The following is a 23,418-nucleotide window of genomic DNA, read 5'->3' as shown; positions in this document are numbered from 1 at the left end:
AAATAAATGAAAATTGCAATAATAGGTGCAGGTATAGGTGGTTTAACCGCTGGCGCACTTCTTTCAGAAAAAGGACATGACGTTTCTATATTTGAAAGACAATCAAATATAAGTGAAGTTGGTGCAGGTATAGGAATTGGTGATAATGTTATCAAGAAATTAGGTAAACATGACCTATCTAAAGGAATTAAAAATGCTGGCCAGAACTTATCTGCAATGAATGTACTAGATGATAAAGGAAATACTTTGTCTGCAGTAAAATTAAAAGAGGCTACGTTGAATGTAACATTAGCGCGACAAACTTTGATTGAATTGATACAATCTTATGTTAATCCTCAATGCATTTATACAGACCATGATGTTATTAAGGTTGAAAACGTTGAACAACATACGATGGTTCACTTTTCAAATCATGCAAGTCAAAGTTTTGATTTATGTATAGGTGCGGACGGGCTTCATTCTGTTGTCAGACAAGCTATTCATCCGAATGCGAAGATACTTTATCAAGGGTATACGTGTTTTCGTGGCTTAGTGGATGATGCTGATCTACATAACATTGATATTGCTAGTGAATATTGGGGTAAACGAGGTCGAGTAGGGATAGTGCCACTTATTAACAACCGAGCTTATTGGTTTATCACAATGAATGCGTCTGAAAGGGATCCCAAATATCAATCGTTTGAAAAACCACATCTACAAGCATATTTTAATAATTATCCTGAACCAGTACGACAAATTTTAGATAAGCAAAGTGAAACAGGTATTCTGAAGCATGATTTATATGATATGAAACCACTCAAATCATTTGTAAATCAACATATTCTATTGTTAGGGGATGCAGCGCATGCAACGACGCCTAATATGGGTCAAGGTGCTGGACAAGCTATGGAAGATGCGATTGTACTAGTTAATTGTTTAGAAGAATATGATTTAGAAAAAGCATTAAAACGTTATGATAAATTAAGAGTTAAACATACTGCAAAAGTTATCAAACGCTCAAGAAAAATTGGTAAAATAGCGCAAAAAGATAAAACGTTTGCTATTTCATTACGTAATAGTGTTATGAAACGAACACCTAAACGTTTGTTAAGTGGACAAACTAAATTCCTGTATAAAGCGAAGCATAAATAAAATAAGACGGATACTGAAGACTAATTAAGCATATAAGTTAATGATTAATATGCTTCGTAGTCTCTTTCAGTTTCCGTCTTTTTTACATTATAAATTATTTATTAACTATAAACTGTGGAGTTTCACCATTTAACTTTTTAATCGTATCATTTGCGACGATTTTAGACATCATATCTCTTGCTTCATATGTTGCGTTACCAATATGAGGTGTGATAACTACATTATCTAGTGATTTCAAACCTTCTGTAATTTCAGGTTCAAATTCATATACATCTAATGCAGCACCTTCAATTTCTTTGTCTTCTAAAGCTTTTACTAAAGCTTCTTCATTAACTATTGGACCGCGACCTGCATTAATTAAATAGGCTGTGGATTTCATCAGTTTAAATTGTTCGGTATCAATCATGTGATGTAAATCAGGATTATAAGCAGCATTGATTGTGATGAAGTCAGCATTTTCAAGTAAGGTATTTAGATCTACATATTTTGCACCAATTTCACGTTCTTTTTCTTTCTTTTGGTGAGGACCAGTATATAAGATATCCATATCAAAAGCTTTAGCACGCTTAGCTACTGCACTACCAATTTCACCTAAACCGATTATGCCAATCGTTTTGCCAGACACTTCACGACCTCTAAAGAATAAAGGTGCCCATCCATCAAAACCTTGTGTTCGAGATAATTTATCTCCTTCAACTATGCGACGCGCAACTGCTAAAACGAGTCCGAAAGTTAATTCAGCAGTTGAGGCTGTTGATGCTTTAGGTGTATTTGTTACATCAATATCTTTTTCACGTGCATATTTAACATCCACATTATTAAAGCCAGCACCATAGTTTGCAATGATTTTAAGGTTACTTGCACTATCAATCACTTCCTGATCAACATTCGTAGATAGAATGCTTATAAGCGCAGAAGCATCTTTGACACCTTCCATTAGTGTTTCTTTATCAATAATGCCTTCACATTCATACATTTCTACTTCAAAGTGTTCTTTAAGTAAATTTAATCCTACTTCTGGAATTGCACCTGCTATATAAACTTTTACCATTAAACTCACTCCTTATCAATAATCTCTCTTTAAGTATAATAAAAGGAGAAAACGTATACAAATGTAATTCATACAATTTTATTAAATCATTTTAAGGCCGATTACAGAGAAGAGTATCAAGAAAATAAAAATGATACGGCTAAAATGTGTTGATTCTTTGTAAAATAACATTCCTACAATAGCTCCTCCAGCTGTGCCAATACCAGTCCATATAGCATATGCTGTTCCCATTGGAATTGTTGTCATAGCTAATTTTAATACACTAAAACTAAAAATAAACGTAATTGCCATTAAAACAATATAAAATTTTTGTTTTGAGCGTGCATATTGGTTTAACCATATGACACCAAGTACCTCTAATAATCCTGCAATGAGTAAATATAGCCATGACATATTACATTCCTCCCTTAGGTGAGTCATACGTTGACAGTTTAAGTCCAATAATGCCAACTAATAACAGAAGCAGTAATACAACTTTCATTTTTGTAAAAGGTTCTCCAAAGAAAAGCATATCTGCAATAACTGTACCAGCAGCTCCTATTCCCACAAATACTGCATAAACTGTACTGACTGGAAGTTGTTTAGAGGCGGAAATCATCAAGTAGAAGCTTAGTGCAATAAAAACTAATGTAAATAACCAAGTTGCAAAATTATGGGCATTATTTAATCCAATTACCCAAATAACTTCAATAATGCCAGCTAAGATGACTTTAAGCCATTGCATACCTTCACACTCCTTATAAAATAAAGACTAATATGCTTATTCTCTCATAGCGTTACTTTTTATTCAATTTGTAAAACTTAAAAAGGACTTCGGATTGGGACAGAAATAATATTTTCTCAAAATTTATTTCGTTGTATCCCCAGCTTGCTTAGCTTGTAGAATTTCTTTAGGAAATTCTCTTTGCTGGGGCCCCGCCTACCAGGCAAGGATGACTAGGTTTGAAAAAAGCTTGATTCAAGCGCATTTTCAAATCAGTTAGCTACTGACAAAATGATAAAGTAGGCTGAGACATTTTATATTGTCCCAGCCTCTAGTCCTACATGAATGATTAGAATTGAGAAAGCTTGATTTAAAGCGACTTTTCAACCATTTAGCTACTGTGAATTTACAATGCAGCTCTATAGTATAATGTTATCCTATATTTATGATTAGCATCATTTAAGCTTTATTTAAAATTATGATAAATGGATGTAGTTATAAGAACTAGCTTGGCTAGCTGAAATTGTACGTGTATCTTTGACATATGGTCCACCAGAATAATTCATTTCAGAAACAGTTACTGAACCATCGCTACCAACACTTTCTACATACGCAACATGTCCATAAGAACCTTCAGATGTTTGAAGAATTGAACCTTTTTCTGGAGTATTATTTACAGTGTACCCTGCTGCTGATGCTACACTCGCCCAGTTATTAGCATTTCCCCAAGTACTACCGATTTTACCACCAACTCTGTCATATACATACCAAGTACATTGGCCGGCTGTGTATAAATTACCTGATGTAGAAGATGTAGTTTGAGTTGAAGAAGACGTAGTTGTAGAAGAACTACTAGATGACGAACTTCCATCTGATGTTGTTGAAGTTGTAGTGCTTTGATTATAGTTGAAAGATTGTTGTTTAAATTGAGGCTGTTGATAACCTTGTCCTTGTTGATGACTAAATTGCATATTTTGACCATGTGGACTTTGTTGTCCGAATTGATTATGTTGTGGTGTTGAATTGTGAATATATTCTGCAGCATCTGCATGGTTAGCATTTAATCCTAATGCTGATACACCAATGCCTGCTGTTAAAGTTGAAATTGTAATAATTTTTTTCATAGTAAAAAGTCCTCCCAAAATTTGTATTCAACAATAGGTTGAAAATAGCGATATGTTGAATAGACTTTGAATTTGTATTTTTTTGTCGCTCCCAACGACATGTCATACTTTATCAGATTCTATTAGCACTGTGTGCAATGTTACGATTTCGTAAATGAAATACAAAAACCTTGAACAACTCCGTAATAAAGAGTAGTTCAAGGTTACGTACTGTAATATAGCTTGAATTATGCATGTATACTACATCAATCTTATATTTAGTTAGTGTTAACAAATGATTATTGTTACAACCCTTTGTAATATTAGATGCTGTACAACTTATTTGAAGAAACGAATTGATAAAGGCACTACATACTCTTTTCCACCAAAATATTTAACGCATGCAACGATATGAAAAACTACATATAGGATAGTAAGTACAATTAATAGTAATGAAAGAACAAATAATAATATTGTAGCGATAATGATCGCTGCTTCATTATTAACTATATATATGAAAAATACAGGTACCATACATATACCAACAACAAAGTTCCAAATTAAATAAGAAATAAGCATGTTGAAGTAATTCTTTCCAGCTTTATCAACTAATCGTGATTCATTACGCTTGATAGCCCAAATAATAATTGGACCTATTACAGAAGTGAAGAACCCCAATAGGAAAATTAACATAGACATTAATCGGGCATCATCTTCATTATCTCTCTTTACCATAGAGTCTTGTGATTGATCATAATAATCCGACATAATAATACTCCTCTCAATTAAAAAGTTATGTTTCATAATTAATATAACAAAGTTACTTAAAAAAGATTAGTTAATTTTAAAATTAATATAAATAATTGAGTTGTGTTTAATTTTTGAAAAATAGGATATAGTTTAGCGTTGTATAAAAATTGATTACTAATGATATTAGTAAAACTCATTATTAGGATTTGGCATTAGCTGACTGAATAGAAATAATGTTGATTTAAGATATATTTTTATTCTAGCCAACTTTGCCCGGGAGCGGGACTTAAATATGATCATTTTAATAAATGGTTGTATTTGAGGATATGAAGAAATCTATTTACATTTATTAGATTTCTGACCTGCTCCCTTAATTTTTTAAATGAAAAGCAGAGACGCTGATTTGATTAAGAAAGGAAGTTATAACTATGAAAATAGCGGTAGTAGGATCAGGTAACGGTGCAGTTACAGCGGCAGTAGATATGGTAAATCAAGGACATGATGTGAAATTATATTGTCGAAATTCATCCATTAAAAAATTTAATAACGCATTAGAAAAGGGTGGATTTGATTTTAATAATGAAGGTACAGAATCATTTGTACCATTTACAGACATAAGTGATGACATTGAATATGTATTGAAAGATGCTGAGATAATTCAAGTTATCATTCCATCATCATATATTGAATACTATGCGGAAATTATGGCTGAGCATGTAACAAGTGATCAACTTATTTTCTTCAATATTGCAGCTGCCATGGCGTCAATTCGATTTATTAACGTACTTGAAGATAAACATATTGAGGTAGAGCCGAAGTTTGCTGAAGCTAATACACTTACTTACGGTACGCGCGTTGACTTTGAAAATGCACGCGTAGACTTATCATTGAATGTACGTAAAGTATTCTTTTCTACATATAATAAGAAGGAACTTAGTGACAGCTTTGAAAAAGTAAGTCAAATATATCCGTATCTTGTTAAAGAAGAAAATCTATGGAAGACAAATTTAGAAAACGGAAACCCAGAGGTTCATCCTGGTCCAACGTTATTAAATGTAGGAAGAATTGATTATGCTGATTCATTTGCCCTCTATAAAGAAGGTATTACGAAGCACACAGTAAGATTATTACATGCAATTGAATTGGAACGTTTAACACTAGGGCGTAAATTAGGATTTGAACTTTTAACAGCCAAAGAAGCACGTATTCAAAGAGGCTATTTAGAACGTAAAGACGAAGATGAACCATTAAATCGTTTATTTAATACAAGTCCTGTGTTTTCTCAAATACCAGGGCCTAATTCAGTACAAAATCGTTATTTAACTGAAGATATTGCATATGGACTAGTACTATGGTCAAGTTTAGGGCGTGCAATTGATGTTGAAACGCCTAATATAGATGCTGTTATCATGATTGCATCAACAATTTTAGAACGTGACTTTTTCGATGAAGGTCTAAAAGTAGAAGAACTTGGTTTAGAAAAACTTGGTTTAGAATAATTAACAAATTTAGATTACTAAAAATGAATCTTTAATTAACATTCTATTTATGATTAAATGCACATCTAACTATGAAAAGAGGTAATTAACTAAAAGGAAAAGAGGAATATGTATGAAAAGACAGCCATCATTTTTGGAAGCAATATCTACAATTATCGTTATGGTTATTGTCGTGACAATAGGCTTTATAAAATTTAATATTCCCATTCAGGTACTGTTACTCATATCATCTGCATATGCAGCTTTGATAGCTTGGCGAGTAGGCTTAAAATGGAAAGATTTAGAAGAGGGAATTACACGAAGATTAACGACGGCTATGCCTGCAATATTTATTATACTAGCTGTAGGTATAATAGTTGGAAGTTGGATGTATTCTGGAACTGTTCCAGCTTTAATATACTACGGTCTAAAGTTTTTAAATCCACATTACTTTTTAGTTTCTGCCTTTTTAATATCAGCTATTAGTAGTTTAGCTACTGGGACAGCCTGGGGATCAGCTTCAACAGCTGGTATTGCGTTGATATCAATTGCGCATCAGTTGAATATCGATATGGGTATGGCAGCAGGTGCTATTATTGCAGGTGCGGTCTTTGGTGATAAAATGTCACCATTATCAGATACAACTAACTTAGCTGCTTTAGTAACTAAGGTAAATATCTTTTCTCATATCAGATCAATGATGTGGACAACGATACCTGCTTCAATTATTGGACTAATAGTTTGGTTCTTTGCAGGGTTAACTTCAAAAGGGTCAGTGAATACGAAACAAATTAATAAGTTACTGAATGAACTTGATGGTATCTATAATATAAATATTTGGGTGTGGGTGCCGTTATTAGTCATAATCATATGTTTAGTTTGTAACGTATCTACTGTACCATCTATGTTAGCATCAAGTTTAAGTGCAGTTATTATTGGAACATTAAATAATCATTTTAATATAGTTGATGGTTTTAAAGCTATGTTTAATGGATTTACACCTGCGATGACTGGACATTCCAATCTTTCTACCAATGCAACATCGCTATTAGAACAAGGTGGAATGATGAGTATGACAGAAATACTAGTGACAATATTTTGTGGGTATGCATTTGCAGGTATTGTTGAAGTATCGGGATGTTTAGATGTCATGTTAAAAACGGTTTCTAAAGGTATACATTCAGTAGGAACGCTTATCTTAATAACAGTCATTTGCTGTTTAATGTTAGTATTTGCAGCTGGTGTAGCATCTATAGTAATTATTATGGTGGGTGTCTTAATGAAAGACATGTTTGTTAGTAGGAATTTAGATAAATCAAATTTATCAAGAACTTTAGAAGATTCAAGTACGATGGTGTTGCCGTTAATACCATGGGGAACTTCAGGCATATACTACACACAACAACTGGGAGTATCAGTAGATCAATTCTTTATTTGGACAGTTCCATGCTACTTGTGTGCAGTATTAGCAATTATTTACGGCTTTACTGGAATTGGTATTAGAAAATTAGATAACAAAAGTTATGTAAAAAATTCGTGAAAATATGTTTAATCATTTGTGAAAAGGATGTATTTAAGTATGTTAAAACGTTACATAGATATTTTTGTAGCGAGAATTGGATCCATGAACGATGGACAAACGAATTTATTATCAACAATTATGTAGTAATAGATATAACAAATCAAGAAAGAATGAATTTGTTCGAAATAGATTAAGATTGGAAAGTATTGATTATTACTTTCCAATCTTTTTTGTTTTTAATTATACGGCAGGATGATATTTATATCTCATAATAAGATTTTTAAACTAGTGGAGATGCATGTTGTTTAATGTATATATCTTTGAGTCTGAAAGTAAGCGCAAAAAAGCGATCCAAAAATGGATCGCTTTTATACTTATTAATAAAATTAGTGAATGTAGTTATATGAAGCAGCTTGGCTAGCTGAAATAGTACGTGAAGTAACAACACCAGCACCATGACCATAGTTCATTTCTGATACTGTAACTGAACCGTCACTACCAACACTTTCAACGAATGCTACGTGACCATATGCACCTTGTGAAGTTTGTAAAATAGCACCAGCTGATGGTGAATTGTTTACTGTGTAACTTGAAGCAGCTGCAGCGCTTGCCCAGTTATTAGCATTTCCCCAAGTTGAACCGATTTTACCGCCAACTCTATCAAATACATAATATGTACATTGACCAGCAGTATATAAGTTACTACCTGAACTTGAAGTTCTTGAAATTGAAACGCCAGTTGATTGTGATGATGGAGCAGTAGTTGTAGTTACTTTAATGTTACGATCTGAAGTTGAGTAACTAGCACCTAAACCACCAGTTTGTTGATTATTTGCACTATATGATTGAGTGTTATTGCTGTAGTTGTTGTAGTTATTATAGTTATTGTAATTATATGAATAGTTGTTGTATGAATAATTAGATTGACTAGAGTGATTTACTTGATTTGGGCTCCAGTTACCTTTCCAAGTGTAATGATAGTTACCTTGTTGGTCGATAGTGTAAGAGTAGCTGTATGAAGTTGGATCATTTGGGTTATATCCTTGTTCTGCTGCATGTGCCTCATGACCATGTCCAGCGATAGCGATAGTTGCAACTCCTGCAGTAGCGATTGTAGCTGTAGCGATTTTTTTCATTGTAAAATTTCCTCCTGAGAATTAAATTAATATTTTATATTTAATAGTCATTTGATGACCCTTGAGTCCAGTTTTTAATAAGTTTCTTAACGACAAGACATACTTTATCAGAAAAAAATCATTTTGTGTGCGTTGTTATCATTTTGTAATTTTTTGCTAATAAATAGTGTTGAGTTAAATACAATAAGTAATTTTTTGTAATATTAAAAAACGTTGTCATAACAGTGTTTAAAAAAATATATGAAAAAGATACTCATTTTCTTGTAACATTTTTGTAAAGTAACAGCAAAAATTAATTTGATATAAAATTAATAGAATTCATTACTTTTGTATTGTTTTAAAATTATATATATACAAAAGATCTATTAATTAAATTGTATTATTACTCTGAAATGCTATAAAAGAAGCTCTTATTAGGGATTATTCATAAAAACATTATAAAAAATATACAAAAACATTTATATAAGATAATAAAATGATATAATTGGTTAAAAGTTTGCTACTGCTAATACCGAAATAAAACATACAATTATAAATGAAGATAGGCATTCAAAAAAGCGTTTAATTAGAAAATCGTTATTAATGCAGCAATAGTTATTAGCGTTATGGGGGATAATTTATTATTTCTGTTTATGTCATATCTTTATATATTATAAAGTGAAAGGACGTTCGTATGATTGATAACTTTTCGGTAAAGCTTTTAAAAAATATAAAGATAAGTAGTCAAAAGGAATCAAATATTAAATTAATCTATTGGCTAAAGGGGTCAGGGAGAGTAATTTTAAATTTAAAGAAATTTCAAATGAAAGAGAGAGATTTATTATTTGTAATGTTAAATGATATTTACTCGATTGAGAATGAGGATGGAGCAATTATCGCTAGTATTGAAATAGCATTCAAAGATTATTTGAAATATGCTGATGATTATATTAAGTCTAATGGATATAAATTTCCTTCTATTGAAAGAAAACAATTAGAACCCTTTATTTTAAATTTACTTGATTTTGAAAGTAGTAAGTCAGATAAATTACAAATAAAAGATAAGCTGGTAAAACACTTATGTGTAGAATTAGGATACTTGCAGAGAAATCAACGCACTCATTACAAACTAGATAATGCCTTAGTTGACAAAGTACATAAGTATATTATTAAACATCACAGTAATAAGATAAGTCGCCAAGATATGGCTAATGCACTCAATATGTCAGCCAAGGAACTTAGTAAAGTCATCAAGTATCACACGCCTTATCATAATATTACACAATATATTAATGATGTTAGATTAAAATTATGTTTGATAGACATTTTAAAAAGTAATCATTTAATACAAGATATTGCATATAAGCATGGATTCAACCATTTTCCACATTTCATTGCTTTATTTAATAAAAAATACGGCACCACACCTGGTCAAATCAGAACTAAGAATCAATCGCACCAATATCAATCATTTAATCAATCAGAAATACCATTAGATGAAGAAACACAATTATTAATTGCTGAAGTAAAAGATAATTACAGTTCAACTGAATAATAATAGATATAAGTCAAACATGATGATTGAGTACAAGTAAACACGACCTTTCAATTGATAAATTATAAAGATAATGTTGTTTATTTAAGAAATCAAGTCAATGTCTATCTTTAATAGATTGGATAAATATAGAGTTATATATTCAATAGTTTCAAATGCAGTTTTAAAATATGGGGCTATGATTAGACAATTTGTTATCAAATTAGCATGGAAACTCTTAACCGTCCAATCCTGAAATAGTGTTATGAGGTGATAGCTATGATGAATAAAAATAAGCTAGAAACATTATTATTTTATCTTGTTTTTATGAAAGCGGTAGGTGAGGTGCTAAAGTATAGTTACCAATTAAAATTTGAGCAATTAAAAACATTGTATGAAATCATTAAATATTTTCATGTTCATCATCAAGGCGTTTATATAGATGAGTTAATCACTTATCAAACCATTTCAAAAAGACAATTACGACATCATTTAGAGCATTTATATCATTTAGGATGGATCACTAAATTGCGTGATGATAATGACCAAAGACGTATATTATTTCTCCCATCCAATAGCTGTCAAGATAAACTGAACATTATGTTTATGGAAGTTAGTGAAATGATAAAAGGGAAAAATTTTGACTATTTAGTAGAAACAACAGCCCACTATAATAAATTAGGGCAGGTTATAACCATTTTTGACGCACTTTACAAAGTTCGAAATATAGCAAAGGAGTCTAATTTGAGTTTGGATGAATTGTTTTTATTAGGTAAGTTACTATCTAGTCGACAAGTTATTTCATTAAAAGAAATTCAGGCAATATCATATCGATATTTAATATGTATGAACGTGGTTATTAATGATCTTTATCAAAAAGGATATTTAGAAAAGTATCGTAATTCAATAGATGAACGTATTGTAAATGTAAAATTTATTGAATCACGAGCATATGAAACAAATAAATTATTTATTAGATGTTACAATAAGTTCCAAGAGGAAATGAAGTACAATAAAATATCATAATATGTAAGGAGAATGAATTCATGATTCTAGATAATGTGAATCCCAACGATTTGTTTCCAACAGAGTCAAAAGGCCCTTCAGTATTAGGTGTCATTGAGTATAATGTTCAAGGCCAAAGTGAATTTGAAGGAGCATTTATTGCCACTTCTGAAAGATTAATTATGAATGTAGATATGAATGGTCAATTCTATTATAGAAATATCCCATATAATGAAATAGAAGAAATACATTTTAATGGCACAGGTATTTTGTTTACTTTTAATATTGGAAAAGTACCAATGAAACAAATCAAAACTAAAGACGTTAAAGCATTCGTTGATTATGTGGAGTCTAAAATTAAATAATCAAAAAGTTGAATAAAACCTAAAATACGCTACTATGATTCTAAAGGAAGCAACGCTTGTTATAGTTATATTATTATTACTATTAGTTGAGGCTAAAAAACATGTGAGTCTGTAACATAAATAATATAATGTTGCTATTTTGCAAATTTGCAGTAGTTGACTGAGATGAGAAGACACTTAAATCATACTTTCCTCAATTCTGGTCATTCTTGTAGGGTTGGGACGACGAATTTTTATAAAGAATTCTGTCTCAGTCCTCTTTTTTATCTCCAAATGAATACCTATAGTGACTAATTGATTATATATAATTTAATTGATGCAACTTGTTATTGATAATTAATATCATTTGGATTTCATAAAAATATTGAAATATTATACATAAATGTTATAAAATAATTTTTATAGCATAAGAAATGTTTGGTAAGTAATAAATAGTAGACATGAACCTTGTAGCAACAAGACGTACATCAGAGGAGTGGTTTAGAATATGGGACAAATTAAAGACATCAATGATTTAGTTAACGCAACATTTCAAGTTAAAAAGTTCTTCAAAGATACTAAAAAGAAATATAATTTAAATTATGAAGAGGTTTATATTTTAAATTATATTGCAAGAAGTAAAACGAATGAAATAACTTCAAAGGAAATTGCAACGTATTCAGAGTTTAAACCTTATTACTTAACTAAAGCATTACAGAAGTTAAAAGATTTACAGTTACTTTCAAAAAAACGTAGCATACAAGATGAAAGAATAGTTATTGTTTATGTAACAGATGAACAACGAGACAAAATTAATAAACTGATTGCTGAATTAGAGAAGTACATTAAGTAATCAACGTTTATTCATAAAAGACTTAAGTTTTGAGAGATTTAATCTCATTGACTTAAGTCTTTTTGTGTTTATAATCCCTTAAGTGGTTAACTTTCAATTTGTAATGTCGAGTGATAAACTAGGTTTAAATAATAATGACAATGAACAGGTGATATAATTGATCGATTCAGTTCTGATTAATACAGATATTCAAAAGAAATGGATAAAAAAATTTCAATCAATAGAAGAGACGTTTAAAGCAAGAGCAACAGGGAATGATAAACAATCTAGGTTCCCTTATGAGAATATTGAATGGCTAGTTAAAGAAGGTTATAGCTTACTAACGCTACCTGTAGAATATGGTGGAGAAGGTGCCACTATTGAAGATATGGTTGTTTTGCAAACATATTTAGGTGCTATTGACGGTGCAACAGCATTATCTATTGGTTGGCATTTAAGTGTTATAGGTCAAATATATGAACAAACGATGTGGAAGCAGGACATGCTTAATCGCTTTGCAAAAGATATCGAAAATGGAGCTCTTGTTAATCGAGCGGTAAGTGAAGCGGATACAGGGAGCCCAACTCGCGGAGGCAGACCTGCGACACATGCAGTAAAACAAGGTGACGGTTACTTATTAAATGGTGTTAAAACGTATACATCAATGAGTAAAGCATTGACCCATTATATTGTAGCTGCATATGTAGATGATTTACAGGAAGTAGGTTTCTTCTTAGTACCAAGAGAATTTGATGGTGTAGAAATTGCAGATAATTGGAATATGGTAGGTATGAGAGCTACAGAAAGTCACGATTTAGTATTGAATGATGTATGGATACCTATAGACTTTTTCGTAGAGTCAAAAAGAAAGCCACAACCGAATGGCTGGATATTACATATTCCAAGTACATATTTAGGAATTGCACAGGCGGCAAGAAATTATGCCATAGACTTTGCGACGAGTTATGGTCCAAATAGTATAGAAGGAACTATTAGTCATTTACCAACTGTACAACAAAACATTGGGAAATTGGAGTCTTTACTATTATCAGCACGTCACTTTTTATGGAGTACCGCAAAAGGATATAATTATTCAGAAAATCAACCACACTTATGGAATGAAACATCTGCTAGTAAAGTGCTAGTGATGAACCAAGGGTTAGAAGTTGTTGATTTAGCGATGAGAATTGTTGGTGCAAAAAGTCTGGAAATGGATCGTCCGTTACAACGCTATTATCGAGATATGAGAGCTGGATTACACAATCCACCAATGGAAGATGCAGCATACACTAATATAGCGAAATCTTTATGTAATTTATTTTAAGAGTATAATAACTATAGATTTTAGGGAGTGGGACAGAAATAATATTTTCTCAAAATTTATTTCGTTGTATTCCCAGCTTGCTTAACTTGTAGAATTTCTTTAGGAAATTCTCTTTGCTGGGGCCCGAACCCCAGCTTGCTTAACTTGTAGAATTTCTTTAGGAAATTCTCTTTGCTGGGGCCCGAACCCCAGTTTGCTTAGCTTGTAGAATTTCTTTAGGAAATTCTCTTTGCTGGGGCCCCGAACCCCAACTTGCTTAGCTTGTAGAATTTCTTTAAGAAATTCTCTTTGCTGGGGCCCCGAACCCCAGCTTGCTTAGCTTGTAGAATTTCTTTAGGAAATTCTCTTTGCTGGGGCCCCGAACCCCAGCTTGCTTAGCTTGTAGAATTTCTTTAGGAAATTCTCTTTGCTGGGGCCCCGAACTCCAACTTGCTTAGCTTGTAGAATTTCTTTAAGAGATTCTCTTTGTTAGGGCCCCGCCTACCAGGCAAGGATGACTAGGTTTGAAAAAAGCTTGATTCAAGCGCATTTTCAAATCAGTCAGCTACTGACAAAATGATAAAGTAGGCTGAGACATTTTATTTTGTCTCAGCCTCTTTTTAATTTCACAAATTATTAAAATTTTTATTTTAAATAAAGAGGTAGTAGGATATAATTTTTGATGAAATTGATAATCGTTTTCAATAGGAGGATGTTATGAAAAAGTTAATTTTACCTTTACTTGTTCTAATCATCGTTTTAGCTGCATGTGGTAATAATGGTGGTTCAGGTAAATCCGATTCAAAAGAAGAAACAAAATCATATAAATTAGATAGTGGTAAAACTATAAAAATCCCTAAAGATCCTAAACGTATTGCGGTAGTAGCACCTACTTTTGCGGGTGGTTTACATAAATTAGGCGCAAATATTGTTGCAGTAAATAATCAAGTTGATCAAAGTCCAATTTTAAAAAATAAATTTAAAGACACGACTAAAATTGGTGAAGCTGACGTTGAGAAAGTTGCTAAGAAAAAACCTGATTTAATTATTGCTTACTCTACTGATAAAAATATTAAAAAATATCAAAAAATTGCCCCAACAATTGTAGTTGATTATGGAAAACATAAATATTTAGAACAACAAGAAATGCTAGGTAAGATTATGGGTAAAGAAGACGAAGTTAAAAAATGGGAAGACAAATGGAAGAAACAAACTGAAAAAGATGGAAAAGAAATCAAAGATGCAATTGGTAAAGATTCAACAGTTTCTATCTTAGATGAATTTGATAAAAAAGTTTACACTTACGGCGACAACTGGGGTCGTGGTGGCGAAGTATTATATCAAGCCTTTGATTTAAAAATGCCTAAAGGCCAACAAGATTTAGTTAAGAAAGAAGGTTGGGCTGAAGTAAGCCAAGAAAAAATTGAAGACGTAGCTGGTGATTATATCGTATCAACTGGTGAAGGTAAATCTAAACCAAGTTATGAAACAACTAATATATGGAAAAATTTACCTGCAGTGAAAAATAATAACGTTATTGAAGTTAAAGCTGAAACATACTGGTATAATGACCCTTATACGCTTGACTTTATGAGAAAAAATTTAAAAGACAAGTTACTTAAAGCTAGTAAATAATAAAATATAAAAACTATAATCAATTATTTATGATATTTAAGCTATGATTACATATAATGTAGTCGTAGCTTTTTTAAATTTACAAATGTATGTAAGGAGGAATCTTTTTGCGTAAAGTATATTTTAATCACGATGGTGGAGTAGATGATTTAATATCTTTGTTTTTATTATTACAAATGGATGATATCGAATTAGTAGGTGTTAGTACTATAGGAGCAGATTCTTATTTAGAACCTTCAGTCAGCGCTTCATGTAAAATTATAAATCGATTTTCTAATAATTCTTTACAGGTTGCGCCGTCCTATGAACGTGGGGTTAATCCTTTTCCAAAAGAATGGAGAATGCATGCATTCTTTATGGATGCGTTACCCATATTAAATGAATCAACTACCAATGAACAGTCTACCATCAGTGATATAGAAGCGTATGAGGACATTATGAGAGTATTAAGTCAATCAAGTGAACCTGTAACTTTACTATTTACTGGACCACTAACAGATTTGGCTAAAGCGCTTAAAATTGAACCTAGCATTCAAAATAATATTGAAAAATTAGTTTGGATGGGCGGAACGTTTCTCGAAAAAGGTAACGTAGAAGAGCCTGAACATGATGGTACAGCTGAGTGGAATGCGTTTTGGGATCCGGATGCGGTTAAGACAGTATTTGATAGTGAAATAGCGATAGATATGGTAGCTTTAGAAAGCACCAATCAAGTTCCGTTAACATTAGACATTCGACAAATGTGGGCTGATGAACGTCAATATCCAGGTGTAGATTTTTTAGGTGTTAGCTATGCTGCAGTACCGCCTTTGACACACTTTATTACAAATTCTACATACTTCTTATGGGATGTCTTAACCACTGCTTATATAGGGAAACCTGATTTAGTTCAATATAAATCATTGAATGTAGATGTAGAATTTAAAGGGCCTAGTCAAGGACGTACATTTATTAAAGAAAGTGGGCGTTCTATAAAAGTTGTCACTGATGTTAAGCATGATGACTTCTTTAATTATATTACTGATTTAGCTAAAAAAGTAGATTCTCCTTCTTAAATGTAAACTTTATATTTTATAAAGTTTACATTAGTGGTATAATCATTTTCGTAGAAGGAGGATACAACATGAATACAAGAAATTTAGTTTACACAGCTTTAATGACAGCAATTATTTGTGTTTTAGGATTGGTACCAGGAATCCCGCTTCCAATTATGCCAGTACCTATTGTTTTACAAAATATAGGCATATTTTTAGCGGGTATTATTCTAGGTAAAAAATATGGGACACTGAGTATCATCGTCTTTTTACTATTAGCTGCTGCAGGTTTACCAGTTCTATCTGGTGGACGTGGAGGAATCGGAGTATTTGCGGGACCATCAGCCGGATTCTTATTCTTATATCCAGTAGTTGCATTTGGTATAGGATTAGTGAGAGACCGATACTTTAATAAAATTAACTTTGCGATATTATTAGTCGCTACTTTAGTTATTGGTGTATTATTCTTAGATATCGTGGGTACGATTATTATGGGCTTCATTATAAATATCCATGCAAGCAAAGCATTCTTATTGTCATTTACATTTATACCTGGAGATATTATTAAAGCCATTATTGCAAGTTTAATTGGTGTAACTCTTTTAAATCATTCACGGTTTAAAAGTTTGATACAATAAATTTATCAAGCTAATAGAGTGGGTGAATATAGCTATGTCAAATATATCAATACATAATATTGCGCAAGATGGGCATTTATATCATGAAGATAAGCAGAAAATTATTTATTTAACACCTTTAGAACCGCTTAAGTATGATACGAATAAGTGGTTTTATAAAGAAATGCCGACATTAGATCAGTGGTTCAAGGATATGACCTCTCAATATGAACTGCATCAAAAACAGGATTCAAATCACTTAGCGTTTACTTTTCCAGAGAATGAAAGATTAAGCCAGGAGTGGATAAATGCAATTAAAGATAGAGGTTTTCAATTAGGCATACTTGAATTCTATATTATAGAAGGAACTGAATTAACACAGTTAACTAGTAGAAATGATGTAGACATTAAAGAAGTTGATGAAAGCAATATAGAAGATTATTTGAATATCTATTATTCATTTGCATTGCCTTATGGTAAACCATTTGCTATTGAAAGTGTTAATAATGTAAGACAAACCATCCTACAAAAAAAAGACAATAAAAAACGATTAGTTGCTTATGTTGAAAATGAACCAGTAGGGACTGTTGATGTTATTATTACTGACGAAACTATTGAAATTGATAGTTTTGGTGTAATTGCGCAATTTCAAAGACAAGGTATTGGATCAACAATACAAGCATACATAGGTAACTTAGCAAATGAACGACCAGTTATACTTGTAGCTGATGGAGAAGATACAGCAAAAGATATGTATTTAAAACAAGGTTATACGTATCAAAGTTTTGTTTACCACATAGTTAAAGAAGAAGTTAATTAAATAAGCCACAGAGTAGTTTAAACTAATTATTCCAACTACTCTGTGGCTTTAATACGTTCAGGGTGACTATAAACATTAAAACTTCCATCTCTAATAAAGCCAATAGCAGTAATATTTAAATCATTGGCTAATGTAATAGCTAAAGTCGTAGGTGCGGATTTAGATAATATAACGCCTACACCTATTTTAGCCGCCTTTAATAATATTTCAGATGAAATACGTCCACTAAAAATAAGCACCTTATTTCTTACAGGAATACGTCTTTCAAGACAAAACCCATATAGTTTATCTAGAGCATTATGGCGACCAATATCTTGTCTATGTTCGAAAAATTCATTACCATCGCTAATGGCGGCATTGTGCAACCCACCAGTTTGTTTAAATAATGTACTTGCAGTTTGTAATCCAGTCATCATATTGAGTACTTGTTTAGGAGTTAATGTTATTTTTGACATTGAGGTTTTAGCTATTGCCGCATCATTGTGAAAGTAAAATTCTCTACTTTTTCCGCAACAAGATGCAATCATGCGTTTAGTAGAGTATTCAAAGCGATCGCCTAAATCTTTAGTTAACTCTACATGTGCAAAGCCTTTGCTATCATCTATTTGTAATGATTTTATTTCTTCTTTTTTATAAATAGCTCCCTCTGAGGCTAAAAATCCAATTACAAGTTCTTCCATATGTGTCGGGCTACAAATAACCGTTGCGAATTCCGTACCGTTTACATTGATAGTCAATGGAAATTCTGTAACATAACTATCTGTTGTATTTATTAATTGTCCATCTTCATAGCGGATAATAGATTGCCCCTGTAACACATCTTTGTTCATTTATATTTCTCCTTTAAGGATATGTAATTCTATATTAAAACTTTTAGTCACAATTTGAAAAGATTTAAATTACATATAAATAATTAATAGTATATTAAATGTATTTAATAATATGGATATTAGGTGAATTTTTATAATTTATACCTTTCAAAAGATTAAGAATAGCGTATAATTGAATGTATAAAAGGAAGGGATTAAGAAATGAATATTAAACATTTCATGGCAGTGATTGCTACTTTAGTAATTATTTTAGCAGGATGTTCAAATTCTGGTAGTAATGATAGTGGCAATAAATCATCTGATTCTAGTAAAAAAGATAATGACAAAAAACAAGAATTACAAATTTCGGCAGCAGCGAGCTTAGGTGATGTTAGTAAAGCATTAGAAAAAGAATTTAAAAAAGATCATAAAAATGTTGATGTAAGCTTTAACTATGGTGGTTCAGGCGCATTAAGACAACAGATCGAAAAAGGTGCTCCAGCTGACGTATTCATGTCTGCAAATACTAAAGATGTTGATATGTTAAAAGACAAAGACAAAGCACAAGATATATATAAATACGCTCATAACAAACTTGTCTTAGTCGGAGATAAAAATAGCGATAAATCATCAGTTAAAGATTTAAAAGATAATGAAAAATTAGCGATTGGTGAAGTTAAAACAGTTCCAGCAGGTAAATATGCGAAACAGTACATAGAAGATCAAGGTTTATACGGTGAAGTTAAAGATAATTTAGTTTACGCTAAAGATGTTAAACAAGTATTAAATTATGTTGAAAAAGGCAACGCTGAAATGGGCTTTGTTTATGAAACTGATTTATATACTGATAAAAAGAAAACAGATAAAGTAAACGAAATTAAAGAAGCTGAACTTAAAAAACCAATCACTTACGAAGCAGGTGCTACTTCAGATAAGAAACTTGCAAAAGAGTGGATGGACTTCTTAAAATCTAAAAAAGCAAAAGATATCTTGAAAGAATATCATTTTGAAATTTAGGAGGTAATAAGTATGCCTGACATTACACCTTTTTGGATTTCGATTCAAGTGGCTGTCATAAGTACCATTATTGTATCAGTACTAGGTATCTTTGTTTGCCGTTTGCTTTATAAAGGAAAAGGGCATCTTACTAAACTCCTTGAAAGTTTTATATTATTACCCATTGTTCTACCTCCTACGGTGCTAGGGTTTATTTTACTTATAATATTTTCTCCTAGAAGTGTTGTAGGACAATTTTTTGAAAACATACTACATCTTCCAGTAGTATTCACAATGACAGGTGCAGTAATTGCATCTGTCATTGTTAGTTTTCCGTTAATGTATCAACACACTATTCAAGGATTTAGAAGTATTAACCCGAAAATGCTAAATACTGCTCGCATCATGGGGGCAAGTGAGAATAAAATATTCTATCGTCTAATTTTACCGCTATCTAAACGTTCAATTATAGCGGGTATAATGATGAGTTTTGCACGTGCTATAGGTGAATTCGGTGCAACATTAATGGTTGCAGGCTATATACCCAATAAAACTAACACGTTACCACTTGAAATTTATTTCTTAGTTGAACAAGGTAGAGAAAATCAAGCTTGGTTATGGGTGCTTGTGTTAGTCGCATTTTCAATTACGGTAATTGGTGTATTGAATTTTGCGAATAAAGATAAATATAGGGAGGTAGAGTAGATGTTAGAGTTAAAGCTTCAATATCAATTAAAAAAGACATGTATTGATATTAACATTAACGATACAGTCCCTAAAATTTACGCAATCCGAGGGCCTTCTGGAATAGGTAAAACCACAGTGCTAAATATGATAGCAGGTTTAAGAACACCAGATAAAGCCTATATCAAAGTCAATGACAGACTTATTACTGATACTGAGCATAAAGTCAATCTGAAAATACAAAATCGCAAAATTGGCTATTTATTCCAAGATTACCAATTGTTTCCTAATATGACAGTTTACAAAAATATAACTTTTATGTCTAAACCATCTGTCCATATAGATGATTTAATGGATCGTCTAAATATTCATTATCTAAAAGAGCAATATCCATCGACACTTTCTGGTGGAGAATCTCAACGTGTTGCTTTAGCTCGAACACTAAGTACAAAGCCAGACTTGATTTTATTAGATGAGCCATTTTCAAGTCTAGATGATGCAACGAGAGATGAAGGAATAAAGTTAATTAAACGTATTTTTAAAGAATGGAAAATACCAATCATCTTTGTCACACATTCTAATTTTGAAGCTGAAGTATTGGCTGATAAAATTATTAAGATAGGTTAATTAAAGATAGATTGGGATGAAAATTATAAAATTTTAGCGTTATAGTAGAATTATGATTATTATCTAAGTTAACAAGATGCTTATAATAGACTATTATTAAATCTAGTCAACATTGCGGGTGTGGCCGATGAATTCATATTGAATTCTGTACCACTCCCGCTTTGTTCGATATAATGATAGAAATGGATATTAACTAGAGAGGGCAATGAAAATGACGAGTGAACGTTATTCTAGACAAACTTTGTTTAAAGGAATAGGACACGAAGGACAACAGAAAATTAGTCAAAAACATGTACTCATTGTTGGTATGGGAGCGTTAGGAACCCATGTTGCTGAGGGTCTCGTTCGTGCGGGAATCAAAACACTTTCAATTGTAGATAGAGATTATATTGAATTTAGCAATTTACAACGACAAACATTATTTACTGAAGAAGATGCTAATACTATGTTGCCTAAAGTTGTAGCAGCGGAATGCCATTTAAAAGCATTGCGCCATGACTTGAAACTAAAAACTTTTATTACACATGTCGATTATTATTTTTTAGATAAGTATGCTAAACATATAGATCTTATTATTGATGCGACAGATAATTTTGAAACAAGACAATTAATTAATGACTTTTCTTTTAAAGAGAATATACCTTGGATATATGGTGGTGTCGTGCAGAGTACTTATATAGAAGCAGCATTTATTCCAGGAGAGACACCTTGTTTTAACTGTTTAATGCCTCAACTACCAGCAATTAATTTAACTTGTGACACTGTAGGTGTTATACAACCTGCTGTTACGATGACTACAAGTTTTCAATTGCGAGATGCCTTTAAATTATTAACTGAGCAATCAGTGCCTACTAAATTAACTTATGGAGATATATGGGATGGTCAACATTTTACATTTGGTTTTAGCCGTATGTTTAGAAAAGAGTGTCCAACATGTGGTTCAAATCCTTCCTTTCCTTATTTAAATAAACAGCATACATTATATGCAACGTTATGTGGTAGAGATACAGTACAATATGATAATGATAAAATTTCCCAGGAAATGGTACGTGAATTTCTTAAGCAACATCACCTTAATTATCGAGAAAATAAATATATGATAATGTTTGAATATAAAGGACATCGAATTGTTAGTTTTGAGGGTGGACGAATGCTTATACATGGTACTACGAAGACGTTAGATGCCATTCATTTAATCAATCAATTATTCGGATAGGAGTGGAATTAATGCATCAACATGATCACGCGAAAGTAGATAGAATGATTCAATGTGCAGTTTTAACTGTATCTGATACTAGGGATAAAGAGACGGATAAAGGTGGTCAACTTGTACAAACTTTAATACAAGATATCAATGTCGAAGTATTAAATTCAAACTATGCTATTGTCAAAGATGATAAAGTAGCTATTCAATCTCAAATTGAACAATGGTTGGCATCTGATATTGATGTCATAATTATAACTGGTGGAACTGGCATTGCACAAAGAGATGTTACGATAGAAGCGGTTAAGCCACTTTTGGATAAAGAAATCGAAGGTTTTGGAGAATTATTCAGATATTTAAGTTACACAGAGGATGTCGGAACTAAAGCATTGTTATCAAGAGCAGTCGCTGGTTCAGTGAAGAACAAATTAATTTATACTCTACCAGGATCTACTGGAGCTGTGAAATTGGCTATTGAAAAGTTAATCAAGCCAGAATTAAACCATATGTTGCATGAATTGAATAAATAAAAAAATAGTCATGGATTTAAACTTAAATGATAGGTTTCCCTAATTGAAGTTTTGCATCCATGACTTTATTATTTAAATTGAAACATTATATGAGCGCTCGAAATAACTTAACGACGATAGTCACCTGATTTGCCACCTGATTTTGATTCAAGGTAAGTCTCACCGATAATCATACCTTTATCGACTGCCTTGGTCATATCGTAAACAGTTAAAGCAGTTGCAGAAGCGGCTGTTAATGCCTCCATCTCAACGCCTGTTTTTCCTGTAGTGGAGACAATAGCCGTGATATTTAATGTGTATGTAGTATTATCATTAATTTGCCAGTTAAATTGAACATCTATACCTGTTAAAGGTAGAGGATGACACATAGGTATAATCGTCGATGTGTTTTTAGCTGCCATAATACCGGCAATTTGTGCAGTGTTAAGTACATTGCCTTTTTTATTAGTATTATCTATAATTTGTTGATAAATTGTTTCATTAACAGTAATGCTAGAATGAGCTTGAGCAGTACGTTTAGTAATATTTTTATTTGATACATCTACCATTTTAGCATTACCTTGTTCATTGATATGAGTGAATTTTGACATA

The 23,418-nt window shown here is 31.9% G+C and carries 25 protein-coding genes; 17 read left to right on the top strand and 8 right to left on the bottom strand.

Annotated features, from left to right (window positions below):
- The first annotated feature begins 6 nt into the window (after positions 1–6).
- Entirely contained in the window at positions 7–1,131 is a 1,125-nt protein-coding gene (locus BDW31_RS03455) for an FAD-dependent monooxygenase (RefSeq protein WP_110709166.1), read from the top strand.
- Positions 1,132–1,225: 94 nt separating this feature from the next.
- Here the strand turns inward: BDW31_RS03455 and BDW31_RS03450 are convergent, their stop codons facing one another.
- The 5 genes from BDW31_RS03450 to BDW31_RS03430 all read right to left on the bottom strand — a co-directional run bounded on the left by BDW31_RS03450 (position 1,226) and on the right by BDW31_RS03430 (position 4,756).
- On the bottom strand, positions 1,226–2,182 hold the full coding sequence (locus BDW31_RS03450) for a 2-hydroxyacid dehydrogenase family protein (RefSeq protein WP_110709164.1): 957 nt from the start codon (positions 2,180–2,182) through the stop codon (positions 1,226–1,228).
- An 81-nt stretch (positions 2,183–2,263) separates the two neighbouring features.
- On the bottom strand, positions 2,264–2,575 hold the full coding sequence (locus BDW31_RS03445) for a DMT family transporter (RefSeq protein WP_037549867.1): 312 nt from the start codon (positions 2,573–2,575) through the stop codon (positions 2,264–2,266).
- 1 nt (position 2,576) lies between these two features.
- A complete protein-coding gene (locus BDW31_RS03440) occupies positions 2,577–2,906 on the bottom strand; it encodes a DMT family transporter (protein ID WP_110709162.1) in 330 nt (109 codons plus the stop codon).
- A gap of 455 nt (positions 2,907–3,361) precedes the next feature.
- Entirely contained in the window at positions 3,362–4,009 is a 648-nt protein-coding gene (locus BDW31_RS03435) for a CHAP domain-containing protein (RefSeq protein WP_070442455.1), read from the bottom strand.
- Between the two features lie 318 nt (positions 4,010–4,327).
- Positions 4,328–4,756, bottom strand: a complete 429-nt coding sequence (locus BDW31_RS03430; RefSeq protein ID WP_070860835.1) for a DUF4870 domain-containing protein — start codon at positions 4,754–4,756, stop codon at positions 4,328–4,330.
- Positions 4,757–5,166: 410 nt separating this feature from the next.
- Between BDW31_RS03430 and BDW31_RS03425 the strand changes: the two genes are divergently transcribed.
- Complete coding sequence (locus BDW31_RS03425) at positions 5,167–6,237, top strand: NAD/NADP-dependent octopine/nopaline dehydrogenase family protein (protein ID WP_053025490.1); 1,071 nt, start codon at positions 5,167–5,169, stop codon at positions 6,235–6,237.
- A gap of 112 nt (positions 6,238–6,349) precedes the next feature.
- Positions 6,350–7,756 carry a Na+/H+ antiporter NhaC gene (gene nhaC / locus BDW31_RS03420; protein ID WP_053025488.1) on the top strand — a complete coding sequence of 469 codons (1,407 nt, stop codon included), beginning with the start codon at positions 6,350–6,352 and terminating at the stop codon, positions 7,754–7,756.
- A gap of 368 nt (positions 7,757–8,124) precedes the next feature.
- On the opposite strand, the gene BDW31_RS03415 is transcribed toward nhaC, so the two are convergent.
- On the bottom strand, positions 8,125–8,874 hold the full coding sequence (locus tag BDW31_RS03415; RefSeq protein WP_053025486.1) for a CHAP domain-containing protein: 750 nt from the start codon (positions 8,872–8,874) through the stop codon (positions 8,125–8,127).
- 802 nt (positions 8,875–9,676) lie between these two features.
- On the opposite strand from BDW31_RS03415, the gene BDW31_RS03410 reads away from it, so the two are divergent.
- The 9 genes from BDW31_RS03410 (at position 9,677) to BDW31_RS03370 (ending at position 17,977) form a co-directional block, all read left to right on the top strand.
- A complete protein-coding gene (locus BDW31_RS03410) occupies positions 9,677–10,408 on the top strand; it encodes a helix-turn-helix transcriptional regulator (protein WP_240570767.1) in 732 nt (243 codons plus the stop codon).
- Between the two features lie 258 nt (positions 10,409–10,666).
- Entirely contained in the window at positions 10,667–11,413 is a 747-nt protein-coding gene (locus tag BDW31_RS03405) for a transcriptional regulator, SarA/Rot family (protein ID WP_258365721.1), read from the top strand.
- A 20-nt stretch (positions 11,414–11,433) separates the two neighbouring features.
- Positions 11,434–11,757: a PH domain-containing protein gene (locus BDW31_RS03400; RefSeq protein WP_037549846.1), complete on the top strand. Its 324-nt coding sequence runs from the start codon at positions 11,434–11,436 to the stop codon at positions 11,755–11,757.
- Positions 11,758–12,244: 487 nt separating this feature from the next.
- Positions 12,245–12,589, top strand: a complete 345-nt coding sequence (locus BDW31_RS03395; protein WP_037549844.1) for a transcriptional regulator, SarA/Rot family — start codon at positions 12,245–12,247, stop codon at positions 12,587–12,589.
- A 160-nt stretch (positions 12,590–12,749) separates the two neighbouring features.
- Positions 12,750–13,892, top strand: coding sequence for an acyl-CoA dehydrogenase family protein (locus tag BDW31_RS03390; protein WP_180529103.1), 1,143 nt, complete (start codon positions 12,750–12,752; stop codon positions 13,890–13,892).
- 696 nt (positions 13,893–14,588) lie between these two features.
- Complete coding sequence (locus tag BDW31_RS03385; RefSeq protein ID WP_053024979.1) at positions 14,589–15,506, top strand: ABC transporter substrate-binding protein; 918 nt, start codon at positions 14,589–14,591, stop codon at positions 15,504–15,506.
- Between the two features lie 107 nt (positions 15,507–15,613).
- Positions 15,614–16,561 carry a nucleoside hydrolase gene (locus BDW31_RS03380; RefSeq protein ID WP_053024980.1) on the top strand — a complete coding sequence of 316 codons (948 nt, stop codon included), beginning with the start codon at positions 15,614–15,616 and terminating at the stop codon, positions 16,559–16,561.
- A gap of 68 nt (positions 16,562–16,629) precedes the next feature.
- On the top strand, positions 16,630–17,178 hold the full coding sequence (locus BDW31_RS03375) for a biotin transporter BioY (protein ID WP_053024981.1): 549 nt from the start codon (positions 16,630–16,632) through the stop codon (positions 17,176–17,178).
- A gap of 34 nt (positions 17,179–17,212) precedes the next feature.
- Complete coding sequence (locus tag BDW31_RS03370) at positions 17,213–17,977, top strand: GNAT family N-acetyltransferase (RefSeq protein ID WP_053024982.1); 765 nt, start codon at positions 17,213–17,215, stop codon at positions 17,975–17,977.
- 35 nt (positions 17,978–18,012) lie between these two features.
- On the opposite strand, the gene fdhD is transcribed toward BDW31_RS03370, so the two are convergent.
- The gene (gene fdhD / locus BDW31_RS03365; RefSeq protein WP_053024983.1) at positions 18,013–18,807 is read right to left on the bottom strand and encodes a formate dehydrogenase accessory sulfurtransferase FdhD; all 795 of its coding nucleotides are present in this window, start codon (positions 18,805–18,807) and stop codon (positions 18,013–18,015) included.
- Positions 18,808–19,008: 201 nt separating this feature from the next.
- Here fdhD and modA point away from each other — a divergent pair, with 201 nt between their 5' ends.
- The 5 genes from modA to BDW31_RS03340 all read left to right on the top strand — a co-directional run bounded on the left by modA (position 19,009) and on the right by BDW31_RS03340 (position 22,827).
- Positions 19,009–19,803: a molybdate ABC transporter substrate-binding protein gene (gene modA / locus BDW31_RS03360; protein WP_053024984.1), complete on the top strand. Its 795-nt coding sequence runs from the start codon at positions 19,009–19,011 to the stop codon at positions 19,801–19,803.
- Between the two features lie 12 nt (positions 19,804–19,815).
- Positions 19,816–20,487, top strand: a complete 672-nt coding sequence (modB, locus tag BDW31_RS03355; RefSeq protein ID WP_037549822.1) for a molybdate ABC transporter permease subunit — start codon at positions 19,816–19,818, stop codon at positions 20,485–20,487.
- Positions 20,488–21,093, top strand: a complete 606-nt coding sequence (locus BDW31_RS03350) for an ATP-binding cassette domain-containing protein (protein ID WP_053024985.1) — start codon at positions 20,488–20,490, stop codon at positions 21,091–21,093.
- Positions 21,094–21,304: 211 nt separating this feature from the next.
- A complete protein-coding gene (locus BDW31_RS03345; RefSeq protein WP_110709159.1) occupies positions 21,305–22,309 on the top strand; it encodes a ThiF family adenylyltransferase in 1,005 nt (334 codons plus the stop codon).
- Positions 22,310–22,320: 11 nt separating this feature from the next.
- Positions 22,321–22,827 carry a MogA/MoaB family molybdenum cofactor biosynthesis protein gene (locus BDW31_RS03340; RefSeq protein WP_053024987.1) on the top strand — a complete coding sequence of 169 codons (507 nt, stop codon included), beginning with the start codon at positions 22,321–22,323 and terminating at the stop codon, positions 22,825–22,827.
- Between the two features lie 107 nt (positions 22,828–22,934).
- Here BDW31_RS03340 and moaC read toward each other — a convergent pair whose 3' ends face one another.
- On the bottom strand, positions 22,935–23,417 hold the full coding sequence (gene moaC / locus BDW31_RS03335; RefSeq protein ID WP_011275101.1) for a cyclic pyranopterin monophosphate synthase MoaC: 483 nt from the start codon (positions 23,415–23,417) through the stop codon (positions 22,935–22,937).
- Position 23,418: the final 1 nt, after the last annotated feature.

Source organism: Staphylococcus sp. AtHG25, assembly GCF_003217445.1.
Taxonomy (GTDB): Bacteria; Bacillota; Bacilli; order Staphylococcales; family Staphylococcaceae; genus Staphylococcus; species Staphylococcus haemolyticus.
Note: the sequence above shows the minus strand (reverse complement) of the source record. Positions and strands in the feature narration are given on the sequence as shown.